Source organism: Pseudoalteromonas sp. SR43-7 (genome assembly GCF_014163785.1).
Lineage (GTDB): Bacteria > Pseudomonadota > Gammaproteobacteria > Enterobacterales > Alteromonadaceae > Pseudoalteromonas > Pseudoalteromonas distincta.
In genome coordinates, this window is sequence record NZ_JACJDY010000004.1 from 95,422 (window position 1) to 121,062 (window position 25,641).

At 39.7% G+C, this 25,641-nt stretch carries 28 protein-coding genes; 16 read left to right on the plus strand and 12 right to left on the minus strand.

The features are described 5' to 3' along the window. The first annotated feature begins 138 nt into the window (after nucleotides 1-138). The 15 genes from H5087_RS04385 (at nucleotide 139) to H5087_RS04455 (ending at nucleotide 13,103) form a co-directional block, all read left to right on the plus strand. On the plus strand, nucleotides 139-2,931 hold the full coding sequence (locus H5087_RS04385; RefSeq protein WP_024603510.1) for a monovalent cation/H+ antiporter subunit A: 2,793 nt from the start codon (nucleotides 139-141) through the stop codon (nucleotides 2,929-2,931). Then, nucleotides 2,931-3,284, plus strand: coding sequence for a Na+/H+ antiporter subunit C (locus tag H5087_RS04390; RefSeq protein ID WP_010554685.1), 354 nt, complete (start codon nucleotides 2,931-2,933; stop codon nucleotides 3,282-3,284). The genes H5087_RS04385 and H5087_RS04390 overlap by 1 nt, the downstream gene beginning before the upstream one ends. Next, nucleotides 3,281-4,798: a monovalent cation/H+ antiporter subunit D gene (locus H5087_RS04395; RefSeq protein WP_182671314.1), complete on the plus strand. Its 1,518-nt coding sequence runs from the start codon at nucleotides 3,281-3,283 to the stop codon at nucleotides 4,796-4,798. Before H5087_RS04390 ends, H5087_RS04395 begins: the two co-directional genes overlap by 4 nt. Next, nucleotides 4,798-5,334, plus strand: coding sequence for a Na+/H+ antiporter subunit E (locus tag H5087_RS04400; RefSeq protein ID WP_002958499.1), 537 nt, complete (start codon nucleotides 4,798-4,800; stop codon nucleotides 5,332-5,334). The genes H5087_RS04395 and H5087_RS04400 overlap by 1 nt, the downstream gene beginning before the upstream one ends. Continuing rightward, nucleotides 5,328-5,597 carry a K+/H+ antiporter subunit F gene (locus H5087_RS04405; protein ID WP_182671315.1) on the plus strand — a complete coding sequence of 90 codons (270 nt, stop codon included), beginning with the start codon at nucleotides 5,328-5,330 and terminating at the stop codon, nucleotides 5,595-5,597. Before H5087_RS04400 ends, H5087_RS04405 begins: the two co-directional genes overlap by 7 nt. A gap of 9 nt (nucleotides 5,598-5,606) precedes the next feature. Continuing rightward, nucleotides 5,607-5,939, plus strand: a complete 333-nt coding sequence (locus H5087_RS04410; protein ID WP_002958501.1) for a Na+/H+ antiporter subunit G — start codon at nucleotides 5,607-5,609, stop codon at nucleotides 5,937-5,939. Nucleotides 5,940-6,069: 130 nt separating this feature from the next. Further along, nucleotides 6,070-6,567, plus strand: a complete 498-nt coding sequence (locus H5087_RS04415) for a DUF2059 domain-containing protein (protein WP_182671316.1) — start codon at nucleotides 6,070-6,072, stop codon at nucleotides 6,565-6,567. A 508-nt stretch (nucleotides 6,568-7,075) separates the two neighbouring features. Continuing rightward, nucleotides 7,076-7,519: a MerR family transcriptional regulator gene (locus H5087_RS04420; RefSeq protein ID WP_010554688.1), complete on the plus strand. Its 444-nt coding sequence runs from the start codon at nucleotides 7,076-7,078 to the stop codon at nucleotides 7,517-7,519. Further along, nucleotides 7,509-9,755: a heavy metal translocating P-type ATPase gene (locus tag H5087_RS04425; protein WP_182671317.1), complete on the plus strand. Its 2,247-nt coding sequence runs from the start codon at nucleotides 7,509-7,511 to the stop codon at nucleotides 9,753-9,755. The genes H5087_RS04420 and H5087_RS04425 overlap by 11 nt, the downstream gene beginning before the upstream one ends. A 20-nt stretch (nucleotides 9,756-9,775) precedes the next feature. After that, nucleotides 9,776-10,129: a cupredoxin domain-containing protein gene (locus H5087_RS04430; protein WP_182671318.1), complete on the plus strand. Its 354-nt coding sequence runs from the start codon at nucleotides 9,776-9,778 to the stop codon at nucleotides 10,127-10,129. An 80-nt stretch (nucleotides 10,130-10,209) separates the two neighbouring features. Continuing rightward, nucleotides 10,210-10,425, plus strand: a complete 216-nt coding sequence (locus H5087_RS04435; protein ID WP_002958506.1) for a TIGR02450 family Trp-rich protein — start codon at nucleotides 10,210-10,212, stop codon at nucleotides 10,423-10,425. Between the two features lie 597 nt (nucleotides 10,426-11,022). Further along, nucleotides 11,023-11,235 carry a calmodulin gene (locus H5087_RS04440; protein ID WP_007585535.1) on the plus strand — a complete coding sequence of 71 codons (213 nt, stop codon included), beginning with the start codon at nucleotides 11,023-11,025 and terminating at the stop codon, nucleotides 11,233-11,235. A gap of 169 nt (nucleotides 11,236-11,404) precedes the next feature. Beyond that, nucleotides 11,405-11,611, plus strand: coding sequence for a calmodulin (locus H5087_RS04445; protein WP_182671319.1), 207 nt, complete (start codon nucleotides 11,405-11,407; stop codon nucleotides 11,609-11,611). Nucleotides 11,612-11,706: 95 nt separating this feature from the next. Beyond that, entirely contained in the window at nucleotides 11,707-11,922 is a 216-nt protein-coding gene (locus H5087_RS04450; RefSeq protein WP_002958509.1) for an EF-hand domain-containing protein, read from the plus strand. 233 nt (nucleotides 11,923-12,155) lie between these two features. Then, nucleotides 12,156-13,103, plus strand: coding sequence for a PDC sensor domain-containing protein (locus tag H5087_RS04455; protein WP_024605575.1), 948 nt, complete (start codon nucleotides 12,156-12,158; stop codon nucleotides 13,101-13,103). A 36-nt stretch (nucleotides 13,104-13,139) separates the two neighbouring features. On the opposite strand, the gene H5087_RS04460 is transcribed toward H5087_RS04455, so the two are convergent. Continuing rightward, the gene (locus H5087_RS04460; RefSeq protein ID WP_182671320.1) at nucleotides 13,140-14,759 is read right to left on the minus strand and encodes a M28 family metallopeptidase; all 1,620 of its coding nucleotides are present in this window, start codon (nucleotides 14,757-14,759) and stop codon (nucleotides 13,140-13,142) included. A 393-nt stretch (nucleotides 14,760-15,152) separates the two neighbouring features. Next, on the minus strand, nucleotides 15,153-15,392 hold the full coding sequence (locus H5087_RS04465; protein WP_002958513.1) for an RNA-binding protein: 240 nt from the start codon (nucleotides 15,390-15,392) through the stop codon (nucleotides 15,153-15,155). A 255-nt stretch (nucleotides 15,393-15,647) separates the two neighbouring features. Between H5087_RS04465 and H5087_RS04470 the strand changes: the two genes are divergently transcribed. Beyond that, the gene (locus H5087_RS04470) at nucleotides 15,648-16,934 is read left to right on the plus strand and encodes a VCBS domain-containing protein (protein ID WP_182671321.1); all 1,287 of its coding nucleotides are present in this window, start codon (nucleotides 15,648-15,650) and stop codon (nucleotides 16,932-16,934) included. A gap of 78 nt (nucleotides 16,935-17,012) precedes the next feature. Here H5087_RS04470 and lipA read toward each other — a convergent pair whose 3' ends face one another. The 10 genes from lipA to nadD all read right to left on the minus strand — a co-directional run bounded on the left by lipA (nucleotide 17,013) and on the right by nadD (nucleotide 25,625). After that, nucleotides 17,013-17,978: a lipoyl synthase gene (lipA, locus tag H5087_RS04475; RefSeq protein ID WP_002958515.1), complete on the minus strand. Its 966-nt coding sequence runs from the start codon at nucleotides 17,976-17,978 to the stop codon at nucleotides 17,013-17,015. Then, complete coding sequence (gene lipB, locus H5087_RS04480; protein ID WP_010554695.1) at nucleotides 17,975-18,628, minus strand: lipoyl(octanoyl) transferase LipB; 654 nt, start codon at nucleotides 18,626-18,628, stop codon at nucleotides 17,975-17,977. Before lipB ends, lipA begins: the two co-directional genes overlap by 4 nt. Nucleotides 18,629-18,647: 19 nt before the next feature. Then, on the minus strand, nucleotides 18,648-18,926 hold the full coding sequence (gene ybeD, locus H5087_RS04485) for a DUF493 family protein YbeD (RefSeq protein WP_002958517.1): 279 nt from the start codon (nucleotides 18,924-18,926) through the stop codon (nucleotides 18,648-18,650). A 174-nt stretch (nucleotides 18,927-19,100) separates the two neighbouring features. Further along, the gene (locus H5087_RS04490; RefSeq protein ID WP_002958518.1) at nucleotides 19,101-20,264 is read right to left on the minus strand and encodes a serine hydrolase; all 1,164 of its coding nucleotides are present in this window, start codon (nucleotides 20,262-20,264) and stop codon (nucleotides 19,101-19,103) included. A 99-nt stretch (nucleotides 20,265-20,363) separates the two neighbouring features. Then, nucleotides 20,364-21,128 (minus strand): septal ring lytic transglycosylase RlpA family protein, encoded by a 765-nt coding sequence (locus H5087_RS04495; protein ID WP_182671322.1) that lies wholly within the window; start codon nucleotides 21,126-21,128, stop codon nucleotides 20,364-20,366. Then, the gene (rodA, locus tag H5087_RS04500) at nucleotides 21,128-22,234 is read right to left on the minus strand and encodes a rod shape-determining protein RodA (RefSeq protein WP_182671323.1); all 1,107 of its coding nucleotides are present in this window, start codon (nucleotides 22,232-22,234) and stop codon (nucleotides 21,128-21,130) included. Before rodA ends, H5087_RS04495 begins: the two co-directional genes overlap by 1 nt. After that, complete coding sequence (gene mrdA / locus H5087_RS04505) at nucleotides 22,231-24,099, minus strand: penicillin-binding protein 2 (RefSeq protein ID WP_033020633.1); 1,869 nt, start codon at nucleotides 24,097-24,099, stop codon at nucleotides 22,231-22,233. Before mrdA ends, rodA begins: the two co-directional genes overlap by 4 nt. Before the next feature lie 9 nt (nucleotides 24,100-24,108). Then, entirely contained in the window at nucleotides 24,109-24,579 is a 471-nt protein-coding gene (rlmH, locus tag H5087_RS04510) for a 23S rRNA (pseudouridine(1915)-N(3))-methyltransferase RlmH (RefSeq protein WP_182671324.1), read from the minus strand. 37 nt (nucleotides 24,580-24,616) lie between these two features. After that, nucleotides 24,617-24,934, minus strand: coding sequence for a ribosome silencing factor (gene rsfS / locus H5087_RS04515; RefSeq protein WP_002958523.1), 318 nt, complete (start codon nucleotides 24,932-24,934; stop codon nucleotides 24,617-24,619). A 55-nt stretch (nucleotides 24,935-24,989) separates the two neighbouring features. Beyond that, the gene (gene nadD / locus H5087_RS04520) at nucleotides 24,990-25,625 is read right to left on the minus strand and encodes a nicotinate-nucleotide adenylyltransferase (RefSeq protein WP_182671325.1); all 636 of its coding nucleotides are present in this window, start codon (nucleotides 25,623-25,625) and stop codon (nucleotides 24,990-24,992) included. Nucleotides 25,626-25,641 lie beyond the last annotated feature (16 nt).

A 25,641-nucleotide genomic window follows, 5' to 3' on the forward strand; every position in this document is an offset into this window, starting at 1 on the left:
CCGCTTTTTATAGACAAAATCAGTGTTTTTCAGTATAACTATAGTCATTAATGTCGTTTAAAAACAGGCAGTAAAAGCATCCCTTAGTATTAAAAAGAGATGCCCTGATAAACTTATGATAATAAAAGGCCCTACATTATGACTTTGCTCTGGATACCCTTGTTATCCTTAATTGGCAGTGTTATTTCTGCATGCACAGGTAAGTTATCCCGCAATTTAAGCACTAGTTTAACGGCTCTTGCGCCTTTAACGGCTTTGGGAATAACTTTATACCATGCACCTGCAGTTTTAGCGGGCGAAACCATTCGTTACTCTTTCGCTTGGATCCCGTCAATAGGGCTCGACCTATCTCTGCGGTTAGACGGCCTCAGTTTATTGTTTATGTTTATGATTTTAGGCATAGGCTTGCTCGTTATCCTCTACACGCGTTACTACCTCAGTGCCAACGACTCAATGGCTAAGTTATATAGTTATTTAATGCTGTTTATGACCGCAATGCTTGGCATTGTTATGTCTAACAATGTTATTCAGCTGTGGTTGTTTTGGGAATTAACGAGCATCAGCTCATTTTTATTAATTAGTTTTTGGTGGCATAAGTCTGAAGCGCGAAAGGGTGCTCGTATGGCTCTTGCTGTAACAGGCGCGGGCGGCTTAGCGTTACTTGCAGGCTTAATGCTATTAGGTGATATTGTTGGTAGTTATGACCTAGATGTTATCCTAGCGAGTAAAGCGATAATTCAATCTCACGATTTATACGAAGTAGCATTAGTATTGGTGCTATTGGGTGCGTTTACTAAATCGGCACAATTTCCATTTCATTTTTGGCTTCCTCATGCAATGGCAGCGCCTACGCCAGTGAGCGCGTATTTACATTCTGCAACCATGGTAAAAGCCGGTATATTTTTATTAGCACGTTTTCATCCTGCCTTAGCTGGCACCGATACGTGGTTCTTACTTGTTGGGTTAACAGGTTTAGCTACGTTGTTGTTTGGTGCTTATATAGCGTTATTCAAACACGATTTAAAAGGATTGTTAGCCTACTCAACAATAAGCCATTTGGGTTTAATAACGCTATTACTCGGGCTTGATACTGAGCTTGCGACTGTTGCTGCTATATTTCATATAATTAACCATGCAACGTTTAAAGCGTCGTTATTTATGGCCGTTGGTATTATCGATCATGAAACAGGCACGCGCGATATGCGTAAATTAAATGGTATGTGGCGATACTTACCATACACTGCAACGCTTGCAATGGTCGCGGCGGCTGCAATGGCAGGGGTTCCATTACTTAATGGGTTTTTATCTAAAGAAATGTTTTTTGCAGAAACGCTGCATCAGCAAGTGCTTGGTTCTATGTCGTGGTTAATTCCAGTACTGGCAACCGTTGCAGGCGCATTAGCTGTTGCGTACTCCGCACGCTTTATTCATGACGTGTTCTTTAATGGTGAGCCAATCGATTTACCTCGCACGCCGCACGAACCGCCACGTTATATGCGAGTACCAATAGAAATATTAGTTGTGATTTGTTTGCTAGTGGGTATGTTCCCACACTTTACAATTGATGGCATTTTATCTGCGGCGTCTTTAGCTGTACTTGGAAAAGAAATGCCAGTTTACGAATTGGCTATTTGGCACGGGTTTAACTTGCCTCTATTAATGAGTGCAATGGCGATTGCTGGCGGTTTATTTATTTATATTAATCGTAAATATCTATTTCAGTTTCAAGCGTCATTACCACCTTTAAACGCTAAAAAAACCTTTGAACGTGTAATTTTAAGTGTTGTTGCCTGGTGTCAGTCAAAGGTAAGCAGTATCGAAAATGGATCGCTGCAGCGCTACCTAGTAATTATGTTAGCGGTAGTCTTACTGTGTGCTGGTTGGCCATTATTTGAAATGCAACAACTTGCCGGCAGCATGCCACTTACCCCTGTTGATGTGCACAATGCAATTGGGGCAGGCTTATTGATTATTGGTGCTCTTGCTACCGTTATTTGGCATCGCTCTCGAATGGTATCGTTGTTAATGCTCTCAATCGTAGGGTTAATGGTATCGGTTGTGTTCACACGTTTTTCTGCTCCAGATTTAGCGCTTACACAGTTAACTGTTGAGGTTGTTACTATTATTTTACTAATGCTGGCATTGTTTTTCTTGCCCCAGCATACGCCAAAAGAATCAAGTTCATTACGCGTACTTCGAGATTTAGGAATTGCCTCTACTTTAGGTGTAGTTATAGCGAGTATCTGTTATGCATTACTTACACGTCCATTAGATTCAATCTCAGACTTCTTTATTGCTAACGCTAAAATTGGTGGCGGTGGTACTAATGTAGTTAACGTTATTTTAGTCGACTTTAGGGGCTTTGATACGCTTGGTGAAATTACCGTATTAGGCATTGCCGCATTAGGTATATTTAAAGTACTTTCTCGAATCCCATTATTTATGCCAGCAAGTGACAGCGAAGGGCGCCCATGGGCACGAGAGCGCCACCCAATCTTACTGGCGAGTATTTCACAAAGTTTATTACCGCTTGCGTTATTGGTTTCTGCATATATTTTCTTACGCGGACATAACTTACCTGGCGGTGGCTTTATTGCAGGACTGGTAACGTCAATCGCGTTTATTTTGCAATACATGGCGCATGGTACAGCATGGATAAACGGACGTTTTGATGTTAATTATCGTAAAATCATAGCTTCAGGCATTGGTATTTCACTGTTCACTGGTGTGGGTAGCTGGTTCTTTGATAAGCCATTTTTAACAACTTGGTTTGACTACTTTGATATTCCGTTTGTCGGTAAAACAGAGCTTGCCAGCGCGATTGCATTTGACCTAGGTGTTTACTTAACGGTTGTAGGCGCTACGCTAATGATTTTGGCAAGCTTAGGTAATATGACGGCAGATACCCAGAAAAAAGAGGTAAATATTTAATGGAATTATTGTACGCATCTTGCGTTGGAGTATTGGTCAGTTGCGGTGTGTTTTTACTGCTAAGAGCTCGTACGTTCCCTGTAGTACTTGGGCTTACTATGATTTCATATGCTGTTAACTTATTTTTGTTTTCAGCAGGTCGCCTTACTATTAATAAAGCGGTAGTGCTTGGTACTGGTACAGAATATGCCGACCCATTACCTCAAGCTTTAGTGCTTACAGCTATTGTTATTGGTTTTGCGATGACCGCATTCGTGGTTATTTTGGCAATACGTGGACGCGCCGATTTAGGTAGCGACCATGTTGATGGTTATGTGCCTAACACCTCGGCAGATAATAAGGAGCAAAAATGATCCAACATTTAGCTTCGCTCCCTATTTTATTACCTATGCTGACGGCTGTAATTTTATTGCTACCGCCATGTGGTAAAAGCGTTAAAATTCGCCGCTTAGTTTCAATTGTAATGGCAATAGCTACTTTTGCCATTAGTGTGCTTTTACTTGTACATATTAATAATACGGGTATTAACGTTTACGCTATTGGTAATTGGTCTGCACCATTTGGAATAGTCTTAGTAGCCGATATGTTGTCTACCTTATTGGTTACGTTAACTTCATTTTTAGGTTTGGGCGCTATTTTATATGGTAGTGCTGGCGATGATGAAAAAGGCAGCTTTTATCACCCACTTGTTCACTTTCTGATATTAGGTGTAAATGGCGCGTTTTTAACTGGCGATTTATTTAATCTATTTGTATTTTTTGAAGTGCTACTGATTGCATCTTATGCATTGTTAATGCACGCAGGTGATAAACAAAATACTCGTGCGGCATTGCAATATGTAATATTGAATTTAGTTGGCTCAAGCGTATTTTTAATCGGTTTGGGTATTTTGTACGGTGTGCTTGGTACGCTTAATATTGCAGATATGACGCAAAAGGTATCACTACTTACAGGTGATGATGTCTATCTAGCAAAAGCAGGCGGCTTACTACTATTAATAGTATTTGCTTTAAAAGGCGCACTATTACCTCTGCATTTATGGCTTCCAAATACTTACGCAAGTGCTAAACCTGTGGTTGCTGCATTGTTTGCGATTATGACTAAAGTAGGCGTTTACGCTATGCTTCGTGTTTATACGGTGATATTTGGCGAACAAGCAGGAGCGCTTGAACACATGGCGCAGCCTTGGCTTTGGGGCTTAGCAATTGCGACCATTATAGTAGGTGCAATTGGTGTGATGGCAGCACAAGACTTACGTAAACTCACCTCTAACTTAGTATTAGTATCGGTAGGTACGCTGGTTGCGCTAATAGCATTGCAAAATGTAAATGCCACTGCTGCACTTTTATATTATTTAGTGCATTCAACACTTGTTAGTGCCGCACTATTTTTACTAGCAGACTTAGTTTCAATCCAGCGCGGTAAAGTTGGCGATAGACTAGTAGCAGGTCGCTCTGTAAAACAGCCATTTTTATTAGGTGTGTGCTTTATTATTGCGTCTTTGACGGTAGTTGGTATGCCACCACTATCAGGCTTTGTAGGTAAAATTTGGATACTTAAAGCGACATTAAACAGTGAGCAAGCTTTACTATTTTGGCCAGTATATTTAGTAACAAGTTTTGCGTTGTTAGTAGCGCTTTCGCGCGCTGGCACAACTTTGTTCTGGGAGCATAGAAGCAAAAGTAGCGAAAATGCCGATTGTGCAAGTGCACACCCGTTGCAGGTAACTGTAATCATAGCTTTACTTGCATGTTCGCCATTGCTCGTTATTTTGGGCGGACCAATAAGTGAATATATGCTAAATGCTGCTACTCAGTTACATGATCTAAGCGGCGGTATTAATGCTGTACTTAAAGGAGGCATGTGATGAGATTACAAGCCCGTTTTCGTTGGTTACCAACGCCATTTCGTAGCTTATTTTTGTTTATGGTTTGGTTATTGTTAAACAATAGCGTATCGGTAGGGCACTTAGTATTAGCGACTATTTTTGCGATACTTATCCCTATATTAAGTTTTTCGTTTCGAGACCCTCAGCCACTGATTTTAAAGCCAGGCTTGGCGCTTAAGCAGTTACTTATAGTGCTATACGATATTGTTGTTGCAAATTTACAAGTGGCTTTACTTATACTTGGACCATCAAAAAAATTGCGTCCGGCCTTTATAAAAGTTCCTATAGATTTAACACACGACATGCCAATTACTATATTGGCTAGTTGTGTATCGCTTACACCTGGTACTGTGAGTGCAGAGGTTTATCCAATTGCTGAGTCGTTACCTGAAGGTGAAGAGCCAACGCAACGCTACTTATTAATACATGTGCTTGACCTTAAAGATGAAGAAGCACTTATCAAACAAATAAAACAACGCTACGAAGCTCCACTAAAGGAGATATTTCAATGTTAGACACCATATTACTCATTGTTTTTTCGATGATTGGCTTATCATTATTGCTTAATTTATGGCGATTAATCATCGGTCCGTCAGTGCCTGACCGTGTTTTAGCGCTCGACACTATGTACATTAACGTCATCGCACTGATTATTTTATACAGCATTAGTATGGATACAGGGCTTTATTTTGAAGCTGCACTGCTTATTGCCATGCTCGGCTTTATAAGCACGGTTGCAGTGTGTAAGTATTTACTACGTGGCGATATAATTGAATAAGGTGAAAACATGATCAGCGAATGGGTTGTATCAATATTATTGTTATTTGGTGGTACGTTTATTTTAATTGGCTCAATAGGTTTAATTAAACTACCTGACTTTTTTATGCGTTTACATGGACCAACTAAAGCAACCACGTTAGGCATGGCGAGTATGTTAATTGCGGCTATGGTTTATTTTGCAAGTTCAGAGCATGGCCTAAGTGTTAAAGAAATACTCATCACTATATTTTTACTAATTACAGCACCGATTAGTGGTTACATGCTAATAAAGTCAGCTATTCATCATAAGCTAAAAGCCAAAGAAGGCACTAAAGGCCTAGATAATGTAGAAGACGACTAACGCAAAAATTAATTTATAAAAGGCCGAATAAATTCATTTTATTCGGCCTTTTTAATGAGTGCTTGTACCATTTACAATACAAATTATTCATGTGACTATAAATCCATTATTTATATGAAAGGATATTATTATGGGTAAGGTACTACTTTTATCGTTGCTAATTTTTTCTAGTAGTTTATATGCTGAACAAAATACTAAGCAGCAAAAAATAGATGAACTCATTAAAGTAATGAATTTAGATTCAATGGTTGACTCTATGTACGGCCAGGTTGAAGGTATGATGAAAGGCATGTCAGACCAAATGGGTGTTAAGCCTTCTGATCAAGCAATTTTTGATAAGTACTACGGCGACATGACGACGGTATTAAAAACTGAGATGAGTTGGGCTAAAATGCAGCCAATGATGGTCAATGTATACGACAAGCATTTTAGTGAGCAAGAAATTGCCGATATGTTAGCATTTTATAAAACAGATACAGGGCAAAAAATACTCGAAAAAATGCCTGTTGTAATGCAAGAGTCTATGCAAATGTCACAAAGCTTAATGAAAGATGCTATGCCTAAAATACAAACTTTAGCGCAGCAACTAAGCGACGAATTAGAGCAAAGCCGTAGCGAATCAAACTAGGGCAGCGCATGTTTGGTATTTATGCTGCGTTATCGCCTGTTTATGGGGGATAACCACACTACATAGGCTCTGGCTTGCCTAAAGACCAAACAGTCTGCATAAATTAAATCACCAATGATCAACACGCCCTTAGATTAATACGCGCCTTACTTAGGCGCTTCTGTGCTAAATTACGCCCCCTTCAGATAATACACGGCCAATATCAGCTTAAGTTAATTATGTTTGTGTCACTATACCAATGAGCAACAATACTCAATAAATTTAAGGGATTAAATTCGGCGCTAACTGCGTAAAACATTTTTATTTACAACTGCATGGATGCAGGGGCAATTAATAATAACAACTAAATAACGAAACCTTTGCTCTGTTATCAACACTATTTTATTGTCTCAAATAAAGCACTTAATTAAGCCAATTAGTATTATTTTATTAGTTTTAAAATAGTCATTGACCTATGTGTTACACCTAGGTTTATTATGAAGCTACTGAAACACGACGGGGCTAAATTATGTATGTTAAACAACTCGCCAAGTTAATGGGCGTGACTGCCGATACTGTTCGTCATTACACACGTGTTGGGTTACTTAATCCAATACGCAGTGAAGAAAATGGCTATCAAGAGTATACAAAGCAAGACCAGCAACGTTTAAAGTTTATTATTAGCTCTCGTCAACTTGGTTTTTCACTCAAAGATATTCAACACATTATAGGCGAGTCAGAGCAGGGGAATTGTCCTTGTCCGTTAACGCGTAAACTCATTACTAAACGCCTAGAAGAAACCGAAGCACTATTTCAAGAAACATTAAAATTACGAAACAGAATGCATGCAGCTCTGGCGCAATGGGATACATCAGCCGATGGTGCAAATGCCAGTGACGTATGTAGTTTAATAGAATCTTTTGTTGATCCAATAAACGATTCTGCAAATAAGGAGCAGCGTAATGACGACTAATACAAAAGACACCGCGCAAAACTTTATTATTGAGGGTGCTAATTGCGGCAGTTGTGTGGCTAAAATTGAAAAAGCTCTTAATAGCGTGCAAGGCGCGCAAAACGTGGAAATGAACTTTGCTGAGCGTACTGTCCGTGTAGAAGGTAAAGCCCGCGAAAGCACGCTTATTAAAGCAGTCGAAAACATTGGTTATTCAGCTAAGCCAATGAGTAACGAGTCTGATCAAGATGCACTTGATGAAAAAGCAAAGTCGGATGAGGCACATTATAAAAAGCTAATGCGTAATATGATATTAGCGTTAGGGGTCGGTGCGCCGTTAATGATATACGGGCTTATTTTTGACATGAGTGTGACCACCGACACACAACGAATAGCATGGTTTTTAGTGGGTATAGTCACGCTTGTGGTTATGGCTATATCAGGTAAACAATTTTACAACGGTGCATGGCAGGCATTCAAAAACCATGCTGCCAATATGGATACATTAATAGCGCTTGGTACAGGTACTGCGTGGCTGTATTCAATGTTTGTGGTAATAGCACCAAACTTATTACCACAAGTTGCAAGACACGTATATTTTGAAGCATCATCGATGATCATCGGTTTAATTAGTTTAGGGCTCGCTTTTGAAGTAAAAGCACGTGGGCGCACCTCACAAGCAATTAAACGCTTAATTGGCCTGCAACCAAAAACTGCACGCGTAATTCGCGATGGTCAAGAGCAAGACATCGACATTAGTGATGTTGTAAAAAATGATGAAGTACGCGTACGCCCGGGTGAAAAAATCCCTGTGGATGGCGATGTTATTGAAGGCAGCAGTACGGTTGATGAGTCAATGCTTACTGGTGAGCCAATGGCTGTAAGCAAAAAAACGGGCGACAAAGTCGTTGCCGGAAGTATTAATAAAAGTGGCACTTTATTATTTAAAGCCACGCACATTGGTAGCGAAACCACACTTGCCAATATTATCAATATGGTAAAGCGTGCACAAAACTCAAAGCCATCAATAGGGCGCTTAGCTGATGTTATATCAGGAATATTTGTACCAACGGTCATGATTATTGCAGTACTTGCGGGCCTTGCATGGTTAAACTTTGGACCTGAGCCATCAATTGCTTATGCCGTTGTTGCGGTTACCACTGTACTTATTATTGCTTGTCCTTGTGCGTTAGGACTCGCAACCCCTATGTCAGTTATGGTGGGTATTGGTAAAGCTGCAGAGTCAGGAATATTAATTCGAAATGGTGAGTCGCTGCAAACAACATCTAAAATCACCACCATGATTTTAGATAAAACAGGCACTATTACTCAAGGCACACCGCAAGTTACCGATGTAGTTACCTTTAATAACAGTGATGAAAATACAGTAATGCAACTTGTTGCAAGCCTTGAAAGTAGCTCAGAGCATCCACTGGCCCAAGCAATTACGGCACACGCTAAAAAGCAGGGCTTAGCTTTAAGTAAAGTAGCCGACTTTAACGCAATTACAGGTAAAGGTGTCACTGGCAGTGTTGACGGGCAAACATTGTTGTTTGGCAATAAAGCGCTAATGGGTAAATACAACGTGGCCGTTGATGATGCAACCGAGCAAGCTCAAACACTTGCCAGTGATGCTAAAACACCCATGTATTTTGCAAGTAATAATAAGCTCCACGCTATTATTGCAGTAGCCGATCCAATTAAAGAGGATTCAGTTGAAGCTATTAAACGCCTGCAAGATAAAGGTATCCACCTAGTTATGCTAACAGGTGACAACAAAGCCACTGCACAAGCCGTTGCTAAGCAAGTCGGTATTGATGACTTTATTGCAGAAGTAATGCCCGATGACAAAGTAAACGAAGTAACAAAGCGCCAAGCAAATGGTGAAATAGTGGGTATGACAGGGGATGGTATTAACGATGCCCCCGCACTTGCACAAGCCGACGTAGGATTTGCAATTGGTACAGGTACCGATGTTGCAATAGAAAGTGCAGACATTACCTTAATGCGTGGTTCGTTACATGGCCTTGCTGATGCAATTGCAGTGAGTAATGCAACTATTTCAAATATTAAACAAAACCTATTTGGTGCCTTTATTTATAACGTGGCGGGTATTCCGATTGCAGCCGGCGTGTTGTATCCATTTTTTGGCATACTACTTAACCCTGTTGTTGCAGGTGCAGCTATGGCACTTTCATCGCTTACAGTGGTAAGTAACGCTAATCGCTTACGTTTTTTCAAACCAAATAAATCGTAATTTCAGCTAAGGAGTACATTATGTTGATGATTAATATAGGTGGTGCACTGTTAATAGCCGCAATTATTTATTGGTTTTGGCTATACAAACCAGAGCAAACACAAAGTGATGACAACAAAGTAACGATAGTCGTTGATAACGGTGTTTATAAGCCAGGACATATTATAGTGGCAGCCAACAAAGAGGTTGTACTTACCTTTGATAGAAAAGACAGCGCGCCGTGCGCCGAAACAGTGGTATTTCCACAGCTTGATATAAGTAAAACGCTAACAATGGGTGATGGCAATACGGTTAAACTACCTGCGCTTGAAGCCGGTGAGTATGACTTTCATTGCCAAATGCAAATGTACAAAGGTAAGCTAGTTGCTCAGTAACCTGAACTAAGTAGGTGTTGGGGTCGTATAATTGCCTTATATAAGCTGTATAAATAGATGAGTAGGAGTCGTTATACTAAATGAATAAACTAAACCCTAAAAAATTATTGAATAGTAAATGGACCGCAACACCTGCTATAAATAAAGAAAAACACTTCATTATTGTTGAGGTGGAATTTGATGAAGACGGTAATGTAATTGAATGTATTACCGAGGCTGTTATGTCAAAAAATCAATATCCAATTAGTTGGCGAGATTTAAAAGATAACCAAAAGTGGCTGCAAGGGTGGAAGTAGTTTAAATCTATATAATTTACCTCACTCCAATAGCTGGCACACGATGTAGGTTTGATTAACTCAAGCGAACCTATGTTTTACAGCGCATTAAACTATGAGTTGAATGCTACAACTTAGCTTTAGCATTGAAACCTTCCTAAATAAATTCGCCATTTGGCAACAAAACAGTTAATTTCAAAATATCTTTCCAAAATTTTTATAATAAATTTCAAAAACAATGTAACTTACTGATTATAAGTAAATTAATTATTTAATAGCCGCAAATAAATCCGATGTAATTTCCATGTTCATATTCAGTTTATTTTGAAGGCTAACCTAAACGCCCCCTTATTGGCTTTTTAGCAAAAGTGTGTCTTTTTAATTAAACTTAACCAATTGATTTTTATGGGTTTATTTTTTTTAGTTAAATGACTGTTGCTAAATAGCAACAATAACACCTCCCCAAATTAAGCTTTTCTCGCTTTGTATCATTTAACTTATTGTTTTTAAATAATAAATAAAAAGTGGCACCGAAGTTGTAATACCTAGAGTGTATTAAGCAAAACGTGATGAAAGCCAAAGGCCTTAATCGCAACAACCCAATGAAGGAATACTATTATGAAAACATTTCAATCAACATTAGTACTAATGGCGCTAGCTTCTTCATCAGCGGCTTTTGCAGCAACAGATTTTGATACGCTAGACGTAGATGGTAATGGCGCAATCAGCCAAGCCGAAGCTTCAGTAGATGCTGAGCTTTTAAGCAAATTTGAAGAACTCGATACAAACCAAGATGGTGAGCTATCTGAAGATGAGTTTTCTAAGGCCTAAAATTAAAGCCTTAAGCAGTTAATGCTCTGTGATGTTATCTAAATTCTGAGTTGCCAAAGACAACCTAAGTAGGCAAGGGAGCCTACTAAAAAGAATAACCAGGAAGTGACTAGAGAGCACTATAGAGCAAATTTATTTAGGACACCGCATACTTTTGAAGGATTAAATTATGAAAAAGATACAATCAACATTTGTACTTATGGCTATTGTTTCTTCGTCAGTAGTATTTGCAAACACAGACTTTGAAACACTCGACGCAGACGACAACGCTTCAATTAGCCAAGCTGAAGAATCGGCGCAAGTGATAAAGCAATTTGACGAGCTGAATGTTCAAAGTAGCGGTGGTCCGACAGAAAATGATTTTTTTGAATATTAATTTATAAACACTTTACTCCTAAAGGATCTTTGAAAAGGACTTCTTACCTCTAATCAGGTCACCCCTAATCAGGCCCAAAGCCTAAGGAAACGATTATGAAAACTTTACATAAAACTCTAGCTCTTGTAGCCCTAGCTTCTTCTTCAGCGGCGTTTGCTGCGGTAGATTTTGATTCTTTTGATACAGATGGCGACGGCGTAATTAGTAAAACAGAAGCCCAAGTTAACTCGCAACTAGTACAGCTTTTTGATCAATTAGATGCAGATGGAAATGGCGAATTATCTAAAGAAGAGTTTTCGAAGGTTCAGTAACAGGCTCTATATTTAAGTTAGTCGTAAAGCCTTACCAGTCATACTCACAAAGCAGCTAAGTAATTAATACTTAGCTGCTTTTTTGTGCATTTAACTTAATATATTACTGTTTAGTCACCAAAATAGTGCAAAAGTTGAGTTTGAATAGTATCAAGTTACTGATTTTTAAGTTATTTTATTGTTGGTTTTAAACTTGCAAATCTATTTATAACTTAGGTTAATGAGTATTTAAAATGGCGCGAATGAGTTATATCAGTAGTGTTGAGCGCTACCACGAATATGAGCATGTAATACACAGTTTACTTGAATCTATTTTAATGAGTATTGAGGATGGGTTAACTAAAGAGCGTGATACCCGCTACCTGATTAAGCAGTACCCATTTTTAGAATTACAATATTGTTTAAATGCAGAAGGTTTGCAGCAGGGTAATAATGTCTGCTTTAAACGGGCATATAGCAAAAAACTAGGTGAAAGTGGTAATCAACAAGATTTAAGCGAGCGACCCTATTTTTTGAACGCTAAAACAAGTGATAGAGTGTGCTTTACTGATCCCTACATTTCTATAGCGACTAACCATTTATGTATATCGGCGATTAAAGAACTAAAAAAACCAATTAATAATCAACATTACTTGGTCGTCGATGTGAGCTTAACGCAGCTTATTGAGTTTGTAATGGGTGATACTGCGCGCGCTAATATGTCGCCTTACTTCAAAGCGGGTTACGGTATTATTGTGGCGTGCTTATTTTGTTTAGTATTATTTCTACTAAATATCGTTTTTAGTGATATATACGCGCTATTAACCCATGTAGATACCTCATCAGATCCACTTGAACCCTTTAGTATCATTATTTACATCACCCTAGCATTAGCAGTATTCGATTTAGGTAAAACAATACTCGAAGAAGAAATCCTTATGCATAAGGATATTTTTAGGCACTCATCTACGCGGCGCACTATTACACGGTTTATATCTACCGTGTTAATTGCTATATCAATTGAGGCGCTGTTAACTATGTTTAAAGCGGCGTTGGGGCAATCGGAGTATTTAATGCCTGCAATAGCGATGATGCTTGCAGTAGTGGGGCTTTTAATTGCACTGGCTATTTATGTTTATTTAGGTGCAAAGGCCGAAACGCTATTAATGCGCGCTCGTTTAAAACAAAAATCCTCCAAGTAGGAGGATTTTTATATTACATAACTATTTAATAGCTATTTATTGCTTATCTTGCGCGCGTTTGGCTTTAAAGTCAGACTCGCTCGTCCACTTTGGCCAATCGCCATTATTTGCAAGCTGTGTGGCTATATCAACAATAAGATCTATATCTTGCTTAACACCACCTAACGACCAATCAGCTGAGTAGTCGTCTGCTTCTTTATGGTATTTATGCGCAATGTACTCAGGGTCGGTATCACCCAGACTCATAAATAATAAACTAGGCACGCCTTGCTTAGAAAGCGAGAAATGATCAGATCTAAAAAATAAGCCATTTTGCGGGCGAGGGTCCATTTTAACAACACGGCCTTGTGATTTTGCAGCCTTTGCTAAATAGTTTTCCATTGTCGATAAATCTTTACCGTATTGTAAAATGTAGTCAGTGCCATCAAGCACGTTCATGCCATCAATATTTAATAGACCGACCATTTGTTTTGTAGGTACAACCGCACCCGATGCAAATTCTTCAGAGCCAATTAACCCCGTTTCTTCTGCTGTAAAGTTAGCAAAAATAATTGAGCGTTTAAATGGTTTTTGCTTGTTCATTTTGCTCATTATACGTGCTATTTCAAGCGTTGCTGCAGTGCCTGAAGCGTTATCTACCGCGCCGTTATAAATCTTAGGGCCGGTATCAGTTTGTTTAGTACCAAAGTGGTCCCAGTGAGCGCTGACAACAACGTATTCGTCAGGTGATTCGCTACCTGTAATTTGTGCAACTACGTTATGCGATTTTGCATGTGATACTTCGTTTTTAAAGGCAAGGTTTGCTTTTAAGTTAAGTGGCGTCGCTTTAAAGTCATCATTTAATGCTGCTTGTTTTAAATCTTGGTAGTTAAGCTTTGCGGCGTTAAACATTTTCTCAGTCGCATCAAGTGTTAGCCAGCCCATAACCGGTAATTTAGACGCGTTTAAATTGTTATCCATTAACGTGTATTTAGTGCCGGTGTTTGAACTTTCAACTACGCCCCAAGGATATGCCGCAGGTGCTGTTTCATGAACAATAAATACAGCCTTTGCACCTTGGCGAGCGGCTTCTTCATATTTATAAGTCCAACGACCATAGTAGGTCATTGCATTACCAGTAAAAAGGGCGTCGTTTTGAGTAGCAAAGCCTGGATCGTTAACTAGCACAACCACAGTTTTACCAGTTACATCAATATTTTTATAGTCATTCCAGTTATATTCTGGTGCATTAATACCATAGCCAACAAATACAATGTCAGAATTGCGTACATCAATTAATGGCTGAAGTTGCTCGGTACGTGCGGTAAAGTCTTTACCTGATTCAAAGCTTAAATCACCTACCTTTAACTGCATATCCTGATTAGCTGTCACCATTGCCATTTTTACAGGCTGTAAGTATTTACCTTTATAAGCACCGGTTAAACCCAGCGCTTTATATTGCTCGCTTAAGTAGCCTACGGTTTTTACTTCACCATGAGTAAGTGGGCCTCGGCCTTCAAAGTCATCAGAGGCTAGCGTTTTAATATGCTGTTTAATATTGCTAAGGCTTACACCTGCTGTATTTTCTAATGGAGTTTGTTCGCTTGCAGGCTCTGAGCAGCCAAAGAGTGCAACTAGCAAGCTTAGGCTAGCGCTTTTTAAAAGAGTAGATGCCATAGTCTTCATATTGTTATTTAATTAGGCTTTCAATATAAAGGAAGCACCGCAGCGATGTCGAATTTTTATAGAGAACTTTTCATTCAATTGCAGATTGATTTTATAAGGCGTATAAATAACGAACAATCTAAAGGAGCACATAATGGGCCAATGTAAAAAAGTGGGTATTTATAGCTAGTGGCATTGCATTTTTTTCTGCTGCAATATTAGCTGAGCAGGAGACATTTTTTGTGCTGTCTGCTTCTTTTATAATACTGGGCACTATAAGTATAAAAAAAGCGATTGAATAACCGCTTAGTTTTTTTAGCTAAATATAAAGCTTAAATACAATACTTGGCACTAAAAGCAAAAAACCAGCATTAGCTGGTTTTTTTGCATAGGTTGCAGTTAGCTTTATGCGTCTGCAAGTTTTACGCGGATCTTACTTTTATCAACAGTAGATTGGTTAAGTGCAGTAATTGCGCTTTTACTTTCTATGTCGTTTGGCATTTCTACAAAGGCAAAACCTTTAGATTGGCCAGTTTCTTTATCAAGTACCAAGTTACAGGTAGTCACTTTACCGTGCTCTGCAAATAAAGTACGAAGCTCATGCTCAGTGGTAGCACGAGACAAGTTACGAACTAATAGTTTCATAATGAACCTAAATAATTATGTCAGTATTAATTATCTCAAGTAACTCAGGTTTAACCTAATTTTATTTTAAAACAAATATAAATAAACACTCTATAGAAATAATTTTTTGTATCACTATGAAAATAATAGATTTTATAATTAAATTTAAAATACCAGTAAATTGGTAATGTTAATTGGTAATTGAATTGTGGTTATTTGTACAATAAATTGGTAAATTCATATTTAATTAACTTACTATTAACCGCAGAACTACTCATGTCTAAATATACCCTTAAACCCTGTAATACAGTTACAGCTATACTTCTATCTTGTTTAGTTACTGGTTGTGGCAGCTCAGGCTCTGATCCTACGGTGCAAAATAATGAAGCGATTTCTTCACAAACTCCTGCAACAATTGGTGGTAACACTCTAGGTGAAGTTATTAGCGATAGTTATGATGCAATAACAGGCTCGTTAACTATTACGGATCAACAATCAGGTGAAGCTGCTTTTGTAGCACAAGAAAATAGCGCTACAAGCTATGGTTTTTTTAGCTTAAATGCTGGTGGAGATTGGTCATACACACTTGACGATTTAAACGCTTCAATAACATCTTTAAGTGAAAGTGAAACACTACAAGATACAATAACAGTAAACTCTGTAGATGGTACCAGCGCACAAATTATCATAACAATTGTAGGTGCACCAATAGCTCAAGCTGATGGCTTTGAGAAAATATCACACGTTTTATTGCGATCAGATGGCGTTAATTCGGGGCTTGGCGCATACACGCTTATTGAAAATACCTTCGGCGAAGGGTCAATTGAATCTCCAGACTTATATGGTGGCAATCATGAAAGTGTTGTCCATATTATTGAAGATACCGATACGATAATTGGTAACCATTTTGTCTTTTTAGCTCACCGAGATGATGACCAAGATAAAGACAAAGGCGTAAGTGATAGACAACGTAACGAAATAAAAACCTACGATAAATCACCACAAGAAACACTGGCGTTTGAGGGTGAGACATTTCAATATAGCTGGAAATTTAAAGTAAGCAGCGAGCTTGAGCTTACGAGTAAGTTTAGCCATTTTTTTCAAATAAAAGCCCGTAACGAAAGTAACGACAACACCAATGGTAATGACGAGCAGCCTATTATTACGCTCTCGGGTGCGCAAAAAAATAGTACAGGTAACCAGCTGCAAGTGCGATATAGTGCAGGCTTTGACGAAAACGGTATCAGCACAGGGCTTGATAAAAACCTCATTGAAACCGACTGGTCACTCATTACAGATGAATGGGTCGAGGTATTTGTACAAGCTACATTTAGTGAAAATGGCAAGTTTGATATGACGTTAACGCGCTTAAGCGATAATGCAGAGATATTTAATATAAGCGAGCAAAACATAGATATGTGGCGCGGCTTTAGTGATGCTGATTTTGCTCGTCCTAAGTGGGGAATATACCGCTCAATTGTTGAAACCGACAGCCTTCGCGCTGATGAAGAACGTGTTAGGTTTGCTGATTTTTCTATTACAAAAGGTAAGATAGCGCAGTAGCTATTTTATCAATTAGCATGAAAAAGCCGTTAATGATTATGCATCATTAACGGCTTTTTTAATTTTTTGAGAAAGTGATTACTTCACTTCTTTACCCGCTGCTTGTTGATCAGCATGGTAGCTTGAACGTACAAACGGGCCAGAAGCCGCGTGAGTAAAGCCAATTTCGTCTGCATACGCTTTTAAGCCGTCAAACTCTACTGGTGGCACGTAGCGCTTAACCGGTAAGTGATGCTTAGAAGGTTGTAGGTATTGGCCTACAGTTAGCATGTCAACGTTGTGAGCACGTAAATCGCGAAGCACTTCTTCAATTTCGCTAATTTCCTCACCTAAACCAACCATTAAGCCTGATTTAGTTTTTACTTCTGGGTGAGCTTCTTTAAAGCGACGAAGTAATTCTAAAGACCATTTATAGTCAGCACCTGGACGAGCTAGCTTGTACAAACGTGGCGCAGTTTCAAGATTGTGGTTAAACACATCTGGTGGCGTCTCGATTAGTATCTCTAGTGCGCGGTCCATTCGGCCACGAAAATCAGGTACTAAAATTTCGATAGTAATAGTTGGATTATGTTTACGAATCTCGCGAATACAATCGGCAAAATGCTGTGCACCACCATCACGTAAATCATCACGGTCAACTGAAGTGATTACAACGTAGCTTAGCTTCATATCTTTAATAGTAAGTGCTAGCTTTTCAGGTTCAGTGGCATCAGGTTTTAATGGGCGACCATGAGCAACATCACAAAATGGGCAACGACGAGTACAAATAGCACCTAAAATCATAAAGGTAGCTGTACCGTGGTTAAAACATTCAGATAGGTTTGGGCACGAAGCTTCTTCACATACCGAGTGTAAACCATGCTTACGTAGCGCTTTTTTAATACCGTCAATACGATCGGTTGATTTAGGTAAGCGAATTTTTAACCATTCTGGCTTACGCAACATTTCAGTTTTTTCTGTAGGTAAAACTTTTACTGGGATCAACGCCATTTTTTCTGCGTCGCGTAGTTTTACACCTGGTTCCATTTTGACTGGTTTATTCATTCGTTTTCAAACCCTTCAGTATGCTTAACCTGTGTTGCATTAAGCTTCTTGATCATGTGTTTCACCAATCCTTCACCCGCACTTTCTAGGTTTTGAGGACCATCTAATTCTTTAGTTTGCACCATATTCATGCCCGCATAACCACATGGGTTAATGCGTAAAAATGGACTTAGGTCCATGTTAACATTTAATGCTAAGCCATGAAACGAGCAACCACGACGAACCCTTAAACCAAGGGATGCAATTTTACTGTCATTAACGTATACACCTGGTGCATCAGCTTTAGCATAAGCTTCAATACCATACTCGGCGAGTGATTCAATAATGCACTCTTCAAGCCAAGTAACCAGTTCACGTACACCAATCTTTAAACGACGTAGATTAAATAATACATACATCATTTGCTGGCCAGGGCCGTGGTAAGTTACTTGCCCGCCACGGTCAACTTTAATCACCTCAATGTCGCCAGGAGCTAGTAAGTGTTCGTCCTTACCAGCCTGACCTTGGGTGAATACACTCTCGTGCTCTACAAGCCAAATTTCATCTGGCGTATTTTCATCACGGGTGTCGGTAAAGTCCTGCATTTTTTGCCAAATTGGCATATAACGCTGACGACCCAGTTGGCGTACGATCAAAGTGTTTTCGTTCACAACAAATCTCAACTATGGATTAAAGCATGTGGCGTACGTCATCAATATTGCTGATCACGTTGTAAATTTCTTCAATGTGTTTGCCACTAGTAACTGTTGCTACAAGGCTTACTGACTCGTAATTACCTTTGCTGCTTGGTTTTACTTTAGGGGCGTAATCGCCAGGTGCTATTGGTTGTAACTTAGCTAAAATTTGATCAGTTAAGTTTACGTTAGCTAAACCCATTATTCTGAATGTAAATGGGCAAGGGTACTCTAGGTACTCATCAAATTTAGTATCTTTAACAGGTTGAACCACGACGGTGACTCCTCATACAAAAGTGTGGACTCTATGCAAGCTTGAAGCTTAATACAGATAGGCAATTAGCAGTCTTGCTTATATGGGGCGCATTCTAACATTTTTCAAGCAAAAAAAAACGCCTCACAGTGGAGACGTTTAAATTAGTTACCTAGTTAATAGGGGAGATATAAATTACTGCATGATCTGTAAGCGTAAGTAATCATAAATTTTGCTAAAGAAGCTGCCTTCTTCCACTTCTTCAAGTGTAACTAGTGGGTATTGAGCAATATCTTCGCCCTCTAGTTGTAAGAATAACGTACCTACTTTAGTACCTTTAGCAAGTGGTGCTTCAAGCGTATTATCTAGCTCAAAGTTAGCTTTAAGGTTTTTATGCTGACCACGTGGGATAGTAATTGGTGTATCTTCTAAAATACCTAAAGATACGTTCTCTTTGTTACCCATCCAAATACGTTGTTCTGCAAAGCTATCGCCTGCTTTGTACGGAGTAATTGTTTCATAAAAACGGAAACCATAGTTAAGTAGCTTTTTACTTTCTACTTTACGAGCTCGTTCGCTTGAGGTACCCATAACAACAGCAATTAAACGCATATCGTTTTTAGTTGCTGAGGTAACTAGGCTGTAACCAGCTTCTGATGTATGCCCTGTTTTAATGCCGTCAACATCTAAGCTTTCATCCCATAATAATGAGTTACGGTTATATTGCTTAATGCCGTTGTAAGTAAACGATTTTTGCTTATAAAGTGCATATTCATCTGGCACATCACGAATAAGAGCAGCACCAAGTGTCGCCATATCGCGTGGAGTTGTGAAGTGCTCGTCAGTATCAAGGCCGTGGCTGTTGATAAAGTGACTGTTGCTCATACCTAATTTAGCAGCATGGGCATTCATTAAATCAGCAAATGCACTTTCGCTTCCAGCAATATGCTCAGCCATTGCTACACATGCATCATTACCTGATTGAATAATAATACCGTGGTTAAGCTCATCAACACTAATTTGTTTACCTACTTCAATAAACATCTTTGAAGATTCTGGAAAGTTTTTAGCCCATGCTTTTTCGCTTACCGTTACCATATCGGTAGTGGCAATATTACCTGCTTTAATTTCAGTACCAATTACATAACTGGTCATCATTTTAGTTAAACTTGCAGGTGCTAGCTGTGTATCGGCTTCACCTTCAGCAATAACTTTACCTGTTGTAAAGTCGACTAAAAAATAACCTTTCGCATTAACTTGAGGTGGTGCCGGAATAATTTGGGCGCTGGCTGAGAATACGGCGGCTGTACAAACTAGGCCGCATACACCTTTGAGGATTTTATGTTTAATAGATTTCATCATACTCATTAATGGTTAAAGTTAAAGATTCGCGTTACGCCATTTTATACCCAAACTACCCCGAGATGCGAGCATCTTGGGCTGGTTTGGGTATTAGTCTTACTGAGTGTAAAGCAAGAACGCGTTTTGAAATTGATTTTGTTTTAATTTTTTTAATACTTCGTCTGCATGAGGGGTGTCTTTTATTGGCCCTAAATGCAATCTGTAAATATCGTCTTTTTGAACGATATTTGTTGGTAATTTGTATTGCTCTCGCAATGTACTGGCAAGTGCTTCAATGTTAGCAAGTGTACTACCTGCAGCTACCTGAATATAGGTTTGACGCGCAGTTGCGCCGGCAAGCGTAACGGCCTCTAGCTTAACCTTTGCTGTACCATGGGTGTAGTAGCCAAGCTTATAAGCGGCTGCGTACGAAAGATCAATTATTCTATCGTCATGAAACGGGCCACGGTCGTTCACGCGTACTATTACCGACTTACCATTTGCTGTATTGGTTACTCTAACAAAGCTAGGTAGGGGGAGCGTTTTATGCGCTGCGGTCATCGCAAACATATCATACGTTTCACCATTTGAGGTGTGATAACCATGAAATTTACGACCATACCAAGAGGCAATGCCTTCCTCACTATAACCCGTCTCATCAAGCATGGGCGAATAGCTTTTACCAAGCACTGTGTATGGGCGGCTAGCGCTAGCGCTTTTAGTGGTTTCAGTAACTATAGCGTCTTGCATCTCAAGTGTAGTTGGGGCTCTTAATGGCGCTGCATCATGACGCATACTATAACGGCTACTAGAACCGCTACTACAAGCACTTAAAAGCAAAATTAATAACGTGGTAAATATAAGCTGATTTGTGTGTCGCATTATTTTAAAAGCATCCTTTTATCTGTCGCGATTGACATAATAATGCCAAATCCTGCCATTAACGTCACCATCGATGTACCACCATAACTAATCAGTGGTAAAGGTACGCCTACAACAGGTAATAAACCCGATACCATGCCTATGTTTACGAATACATATACAAAAAAGGTGAGGGTGAGTGCGCCTGCGAGCAATTTACCAAATGCATCTTGTGCATTAACAGCAATGTATAAACCACGACCAATAATAAATAAGTACAGGCTAAGTAAAACACATACGCCGAATAAGCCAAATTCTTCGCTTAAAACCGAAAATATAAAGTCGGTGTGGCGCTCTGGCAAAAACTCTAATTGCGATTGTGTACCAAGCAACCAGCCTTTACCTTCTATGCCGCCTGATCCAATAGCAATTTTCGATTGAATAATATGATAACCCGAACCAAGCGGATCGCTCTCAGGATCTAAAAAGGTGAGTACACGTTGTTTTTGATAATCGTGCATACCGTAGTGCCAAAATGGCCATGCAGCAAGCGCTACAATCGAGCTTAAAAAGCCTATTAAACGCCAACTCAACCCAGACAAAAATAATACAAATATACCTGAGCTTGCAATAAGTATAGCGGTACCTAAGTCGGGTTGTTCTTTAATTAATAATGTAGGGAGCATTACAATCATAAAACCAATAATTAAATGTAGCGGGCGAGGTGGTAAGTGGTTTCTACCTATATACCAAGCTACCATCATCGGGACAGCCAACTTCATTAATTCTGCAGGTTGAAATCGTGTCACCCCTAAATTGAGCCAACGCTGCGCGCCTTTTGAGCTTACACCAAATAAAAGTACACCGACTAGCATTAATAACCCAACACAATAAAGTGGGATCACTAACCGCTTTAACGTGGCAGGCGAAAACTGGGCTAAAACAATCATAGCAACAACCGCACCGCCCATGCGGGTCATGTGCCTAATCATCATAGAAGACTCTTGCCCGCTTGCGCTGTAAACAACCATTATGCTGCCAGCCATCATTATAAGTAGTGCAATAAGCAGCGGTAGGTCTAGGTGCATACGCATCCAAATAGAGCGTTTATCGTGCAAAGCGGTCATGGTGTCTCGTTCCTTGCAAGATTAACAGGATTGGCTGCAAAGTAGTAATCCATAAGTTGGCGAGCTATTTGAATGCCGCCGTGGTTGTTTTCTAACACAACAGAAACCACAATTTTAGGATCGCTATAAGGTGCAAAGCCTACATAAATTGTATTATCGCGTTGGCGCTCTTTAAGAGATTCTGCATCGTAGCGTTCACCTTGGGCAATACTAACTACTTGCGCGGTACCGGTTTTACCAGCCGAGTCGTAGTTAGTCCCTTTAAATGCTTTGTGGGCTGTGCCTGATATTTTTTGTACTGTATTATGCATTGCATCTAACGATACCTGCCAATGGCGCGGATCTTTTAAAATAACAGGGGGTTTTTCTTCGTTGTTAATTTGCGTTATGTCGTTATCTTTTTTTATCACTTGCACCAAATGAGGGGGATGATTAATACCACGATTAACTAATATGTTAGTTGCATTTGCAATTTGAATAGGTGTGGCAGTCCAGTAACCTTGGCCAATGCCTACCGAAATAGTATCACCGCGCCACCAAGACTCTTTAAAGCGTCCTTCTTTCCATTCTTTTGAAGGTAGAATAGCAGTAGTTTCTTCGTGAATATCAATACCTGACAAATCACCGTAGCCAAAACGGGCCATAAAATCGCTTATTTTAGTAATGCCTAATCGATAAGCCGCATCGTAAAAATAGGTATCACACGACTCTTCAATCGCTTTATATACATCTACATGACCATGGCCCCAACGTTTCCAATCTCGCCATTTATGTTCAACATTTGGAATTTGAAAAAAGCCAGGATCCCACATTGATGTTGACTCATTTACTATATTTTCTTCAAGCGCTAATACTGCCATTAAAGGCTTTACAGTAGAGGCCGGCGCATAACGACCTTGCGTAGTACGGTTTATTAATGGCCGGTCTTGGTTAAGCAGCGCTTTATAATTTTTGCTGCTAATGCCGTGTACAAATAAGTTTGGATCGTAACTTGGGTTTGAATAAAGTGCCAGCACGCCGCCATCTTTGGCGTCCATAACTACAACAGCGCCGCGCATATCTTTAAGCGCGTGTTGTGCTATTTGTTGCAAGCCAACGTCTAAAGTCAGTACTAAGTCGCTACCTGGTTGCGGTTGGGTCATGCTCAGGGTGCGTATTACACGGCCACGGTTATTAACTTCTACCCGTTGTGAGCCTACTTTACCGTGCAGTGTTTCTTCGTAATATTTCTCTATGCCGAGTTTGCCAATATCATGTGTGGCGCGGTAATTGGTTGCACGGTCTTCTTGCTCTAATTGGTTTAGCTCTTTTCTATTAAGCTTGGCAACATAACCGAGCGCATGCGTTAGTGTGTCGCCAAATGGGTAGTAGCGTGCAAGGCGTGCCTCAATGCTAAAACCAGGGAATTTATGTTGATTAACCGAAAATTTCGCCACTTCTGTTTCGTCTAAGCGGGCTTTTAATACTTGTGATTTAAAACGGCGGGTGTGTTTTATATCTTTTAAAAAGTCTTGTTTGTCTTGCTCTGTAATCGCAATTATTTTACTTATTTGATCAAGCGATTCGTCAAGGTCGTCTACCTCTTCGGGGATGACTTCAAGGTTGTAAACCGGTTTGTTTTCAGCAAGTAGCACACCGTTACGGTCGTAAATTAAACCACGGTTGGGTGCAATAGGAATAACTTTAATGCGATTATCGTTGGAGCGGGTTTGGTAGTCTTGGTGATCTTCGACTTGAATAGTATAAAGATTAGAAAGCAATACTGCGACTAATCCTAATACAAAAACAAAACCCACGAATGCTCGCCTAGCAAATAAGTTTGCTTCTGCGGAGTGGTCACGAATAGTGGGTCTATGTTTTAGCATGGCAAGGGGTTACTCGCGATGATAAGGATGGTTGTTATTTAAGCTCCAGCCTCGGTAAAGGCTCTCTGCAACAATTATACGCACCAAAGGGTGCGGCAATGTTAAATTAGATAACGACCATTTTTGCTCAGACGCTGCAATACAATCTGGAGCAAGTCCTTCAGGTCCGCCAATAAGTAAACTTACATCGCGGCCATCGAGTTGCCATTTTTCCATATTTTTAGCAAGTTGGTGAGTATCCAGTGCTTTCCCTGTTACCTCTAACGTTACAATACGATTGCCTTTTGGAATAGCCGCTAATGTTTTTTCACCTTCAATGTGTAAAATACGCTTTATATCTGCATTTTTACCACGTTTACCGGCTGGAATTTCGATTAACTCTAGCGCCATATCTTTAGGGAAACGGCGCTGATATTCTGCAAATCCCGTTTCTACCCATGCTGGCATTTTAGTACCAACAGCAATCATTTGTATTTTCACGTATTACTTCCAAGCATTGTCTAAAATGAGTGAGCGTTTAGCCCCACAGTTTTTCTAGATCGTAATAGCTACGTGCTTCGTTTTGCATCACGTGTACAACCACATCACCTAAATCAACCAGTGCCCATTCGCCGTCGCCTTCACCTTCATAACCTAGTGGCTCTGAATCTGCATGACGCGCTTCTTTTGCTAAGTGATCGGCAATTGACTGTACGTGGCGTTTAGAAGTACCAGAACAAATTACCATGTAATCTGTAATATCTGATGTTTCAGTTACGTCAATATGAACGATGTCACGCGCTTTCATATCGTCAATTTTGTCCATGGCAAAGGCGAGTAGTTGTTTTGAATCCAAGGTTTTGTCTCAATTTAAAAATTTAATGGCGCGCATTTTAACACGCTAGGAGTTTTTAAGCATCAATTTGATAGAGCTGATGCACTTCTATGTAATGACTCACTGCATCGGGCAATAGTTCATTCTTTTTATTACTTTTTTTTAGCTGCTTGCGAATAGTACTTGAGGCCGCATCGAGCATTTCACCAGGTAAAAAATAAAGTTTACCTGCAAGTGAGTGTTTAAGTGCCGCGACTTCGCTGGCATTTGCGCGTTGCATATAGCTTTTGAGTTCACCTTTTACAGTGCAATGTTGAGCAGGGCGCTGGTACACCACAATATGGCAAAGCTGTGTTATTGCCTTCCACTCAAACCACTTATCTAGGTTGTTAAATGAGTCCATTCCAATTAAAAATAAAATAGGCGTAGTGGGGTGCTCTTTACGAAGTTCTTGCAAACTAAGTAGCGAATACGATGGACCAGCTCGGTTAAGCTCTCTTAAATCGAGTTCAAAATGAGGATAAGGTGCAATAGCTGCGTTGAGCATATTAATTCGGTGCTGCGTACTAATACCCGGAGCTGCTTTATGTGCAGGTAATGCACAGGGCATAAAATAAAGCGTATCCAAATTAAACGCATTAACGCATTGCTGCGCCATATTTAGATGGCCTAAATGGACGGGGTCGAAAGTGCCACCAAAAATTGCGATCATTTAACACCCATTAGTT

Coding starts and splice junctions, on each gene's coding strand:
- H5087_RS04385 (WP_024603510.1), top strand. CDS start 139: ATGACTTTGCTCTGGATACCCTTGTTATCCTTAATTGGCAGTGTTATT.
- H5087_RS04390 (WP_010554685.1), top strand. CDS start 2,931: ATGGAATTATTGTACGCATCTTGCGTTGGAGTATTGGTCAGTTGCGGT.
- H5087_RS04395 (WP_182671314.1), top strand. CDS start 3,281: ATGATCCAACATTTAGCTTCGCTCCCTATTTTATTACCTATGCTGACG.
- H5087_RS04400 (WP_002958499.1), top strand. CDS start 4,798: ATGAGATTACAAGCCCGTTTTCGTTGGTTACCAACGCCATTTCGTAGC.
- H5087_RS04405 (WP_182671315.1), top strand. CDS start 5,328: ATGTTAGACACCATATTACTCATTGTTTTTTCGATGATTGGCTTATCA.
- H5087_RS04410 (WP_002958501.1), top strand. CDS start 5,607: ATGATCAGCGAATGGGTTGTATCAATATTATTGTTATTTGGTGGTACG.
- H5087_RS04415 (WP_182671316.1), top strand. CDS start 6,070: ATGGGTAAGGTACTACTTTTATCGTTGCTAATTTTTTCTAGTAGTTTA.
- H5087_RS04420 (WP_010554688.1), top strand. CDS start 7,076: ATGTATGTTAAACAACTCGCCAAGTTAATGGGCGTGACTGCCGATACT.
- H5087_RS04425 (WP_182671317.1), top strand. CDS start 7,509: ATGACGACTAATACAAAAGACACCGCGCAAAACTTTATTATTGAGGGT.
- H5087_RS04430 (WP_182671318.1), top strand. CDS start 9,776: ATGTTGATGATTAATATAGGTGGTGCACTGTTAATAGCCGCAATTATT.
- H5087_RS04435 (WP_002958506.1), top strand. CDS start 10,210: ATGAATAAACTAAACCCTAAAAAATTATTGAATAGTAAATGGACCGCA.
- H5087_RS04440 (WP_007585535.1), top strand. CDS start 11,023: ATGAAAACATTTCAATCAACATTAGTACTAATGGCGCTAGCTTCTTCA.
- H5087_RS04445 (WP_182671319.1), top strand. CDS start 11,405: ATGAAAAAGATACAATCAACATTTGTACTTATGGCTATTGTTTCTTCG.
- H5087_RS04450 (WP_002958509.1), top strand. CDS start 11,707: ATGAAAACTTTACATAAAACTCTAGCTCTTGTAGCCCTAGCTTCTTCT.
- H5087_RS04455 (WP_024605575.1), top strand. CDS start 12,156: ATGGCGCGAATGAGTTATATCAGTAGTGTTGAGCGCTACCACGAATAT.
- H5087_RS04460 (WP_182671320.1), bottom strand. CDS start 14,759: ATGGCATCTACTCTTTTAAAAAGCGCTAGCCTAAGCTTGCTAGTTGCA.
- H5087_RS04465 (WP_002958513.1), bottom strand. CDS start 15,392: ATGAAACTATTAGTTCGTAACTTGTCTCGTGCTACCACTGAGCATGAG.
- H5087_RS04470 (WP_182671321.1), top strand. CDS start 15,648: ATGTCTAAATATACCCTTAAACCCTGTAATACAGTTACAGCTATACTT.
- lipA (WP_002958515.1), bottom strand. CDS start 17,978: ATGAATAAACCAGTCAAAATGGAACCAGGTGTAAAACTACGCGACGCA.
- H5087_RS04490 (WP_002958518.1), bottom strand. CDS start 20,264: ATGAAATCTATTAAACATAAAATCCTCAAAGGTGTATGCGGCCTAGTT.
- H5087_RS04495 (WP_182671322.1), bottom strand. CDS start 21,128: ATGCGACACACAAATCAGCTTATATTTACCACGTTATTAATTTTGCTT.
- rodA (WP_182671323.1), bottom strand. CDS start 22,234: ATGACCGCTTTGCACGATAAACGCTCTATTTGGATGCGTATGCACCTA.
- mrdA (WP_033020633.1), bottom strand. CDS start 24,099: ATGCTAAAACATAGACCCACTATTCGTGACCACTCCGCAGAAGCAAAC.
- nadD (WP_182671325.1), bottom strand. CDS start 25,625: ATGATCGCAATTTTTGGTGGCACTTTCGACCCCGTCCATTTAGGCCAT.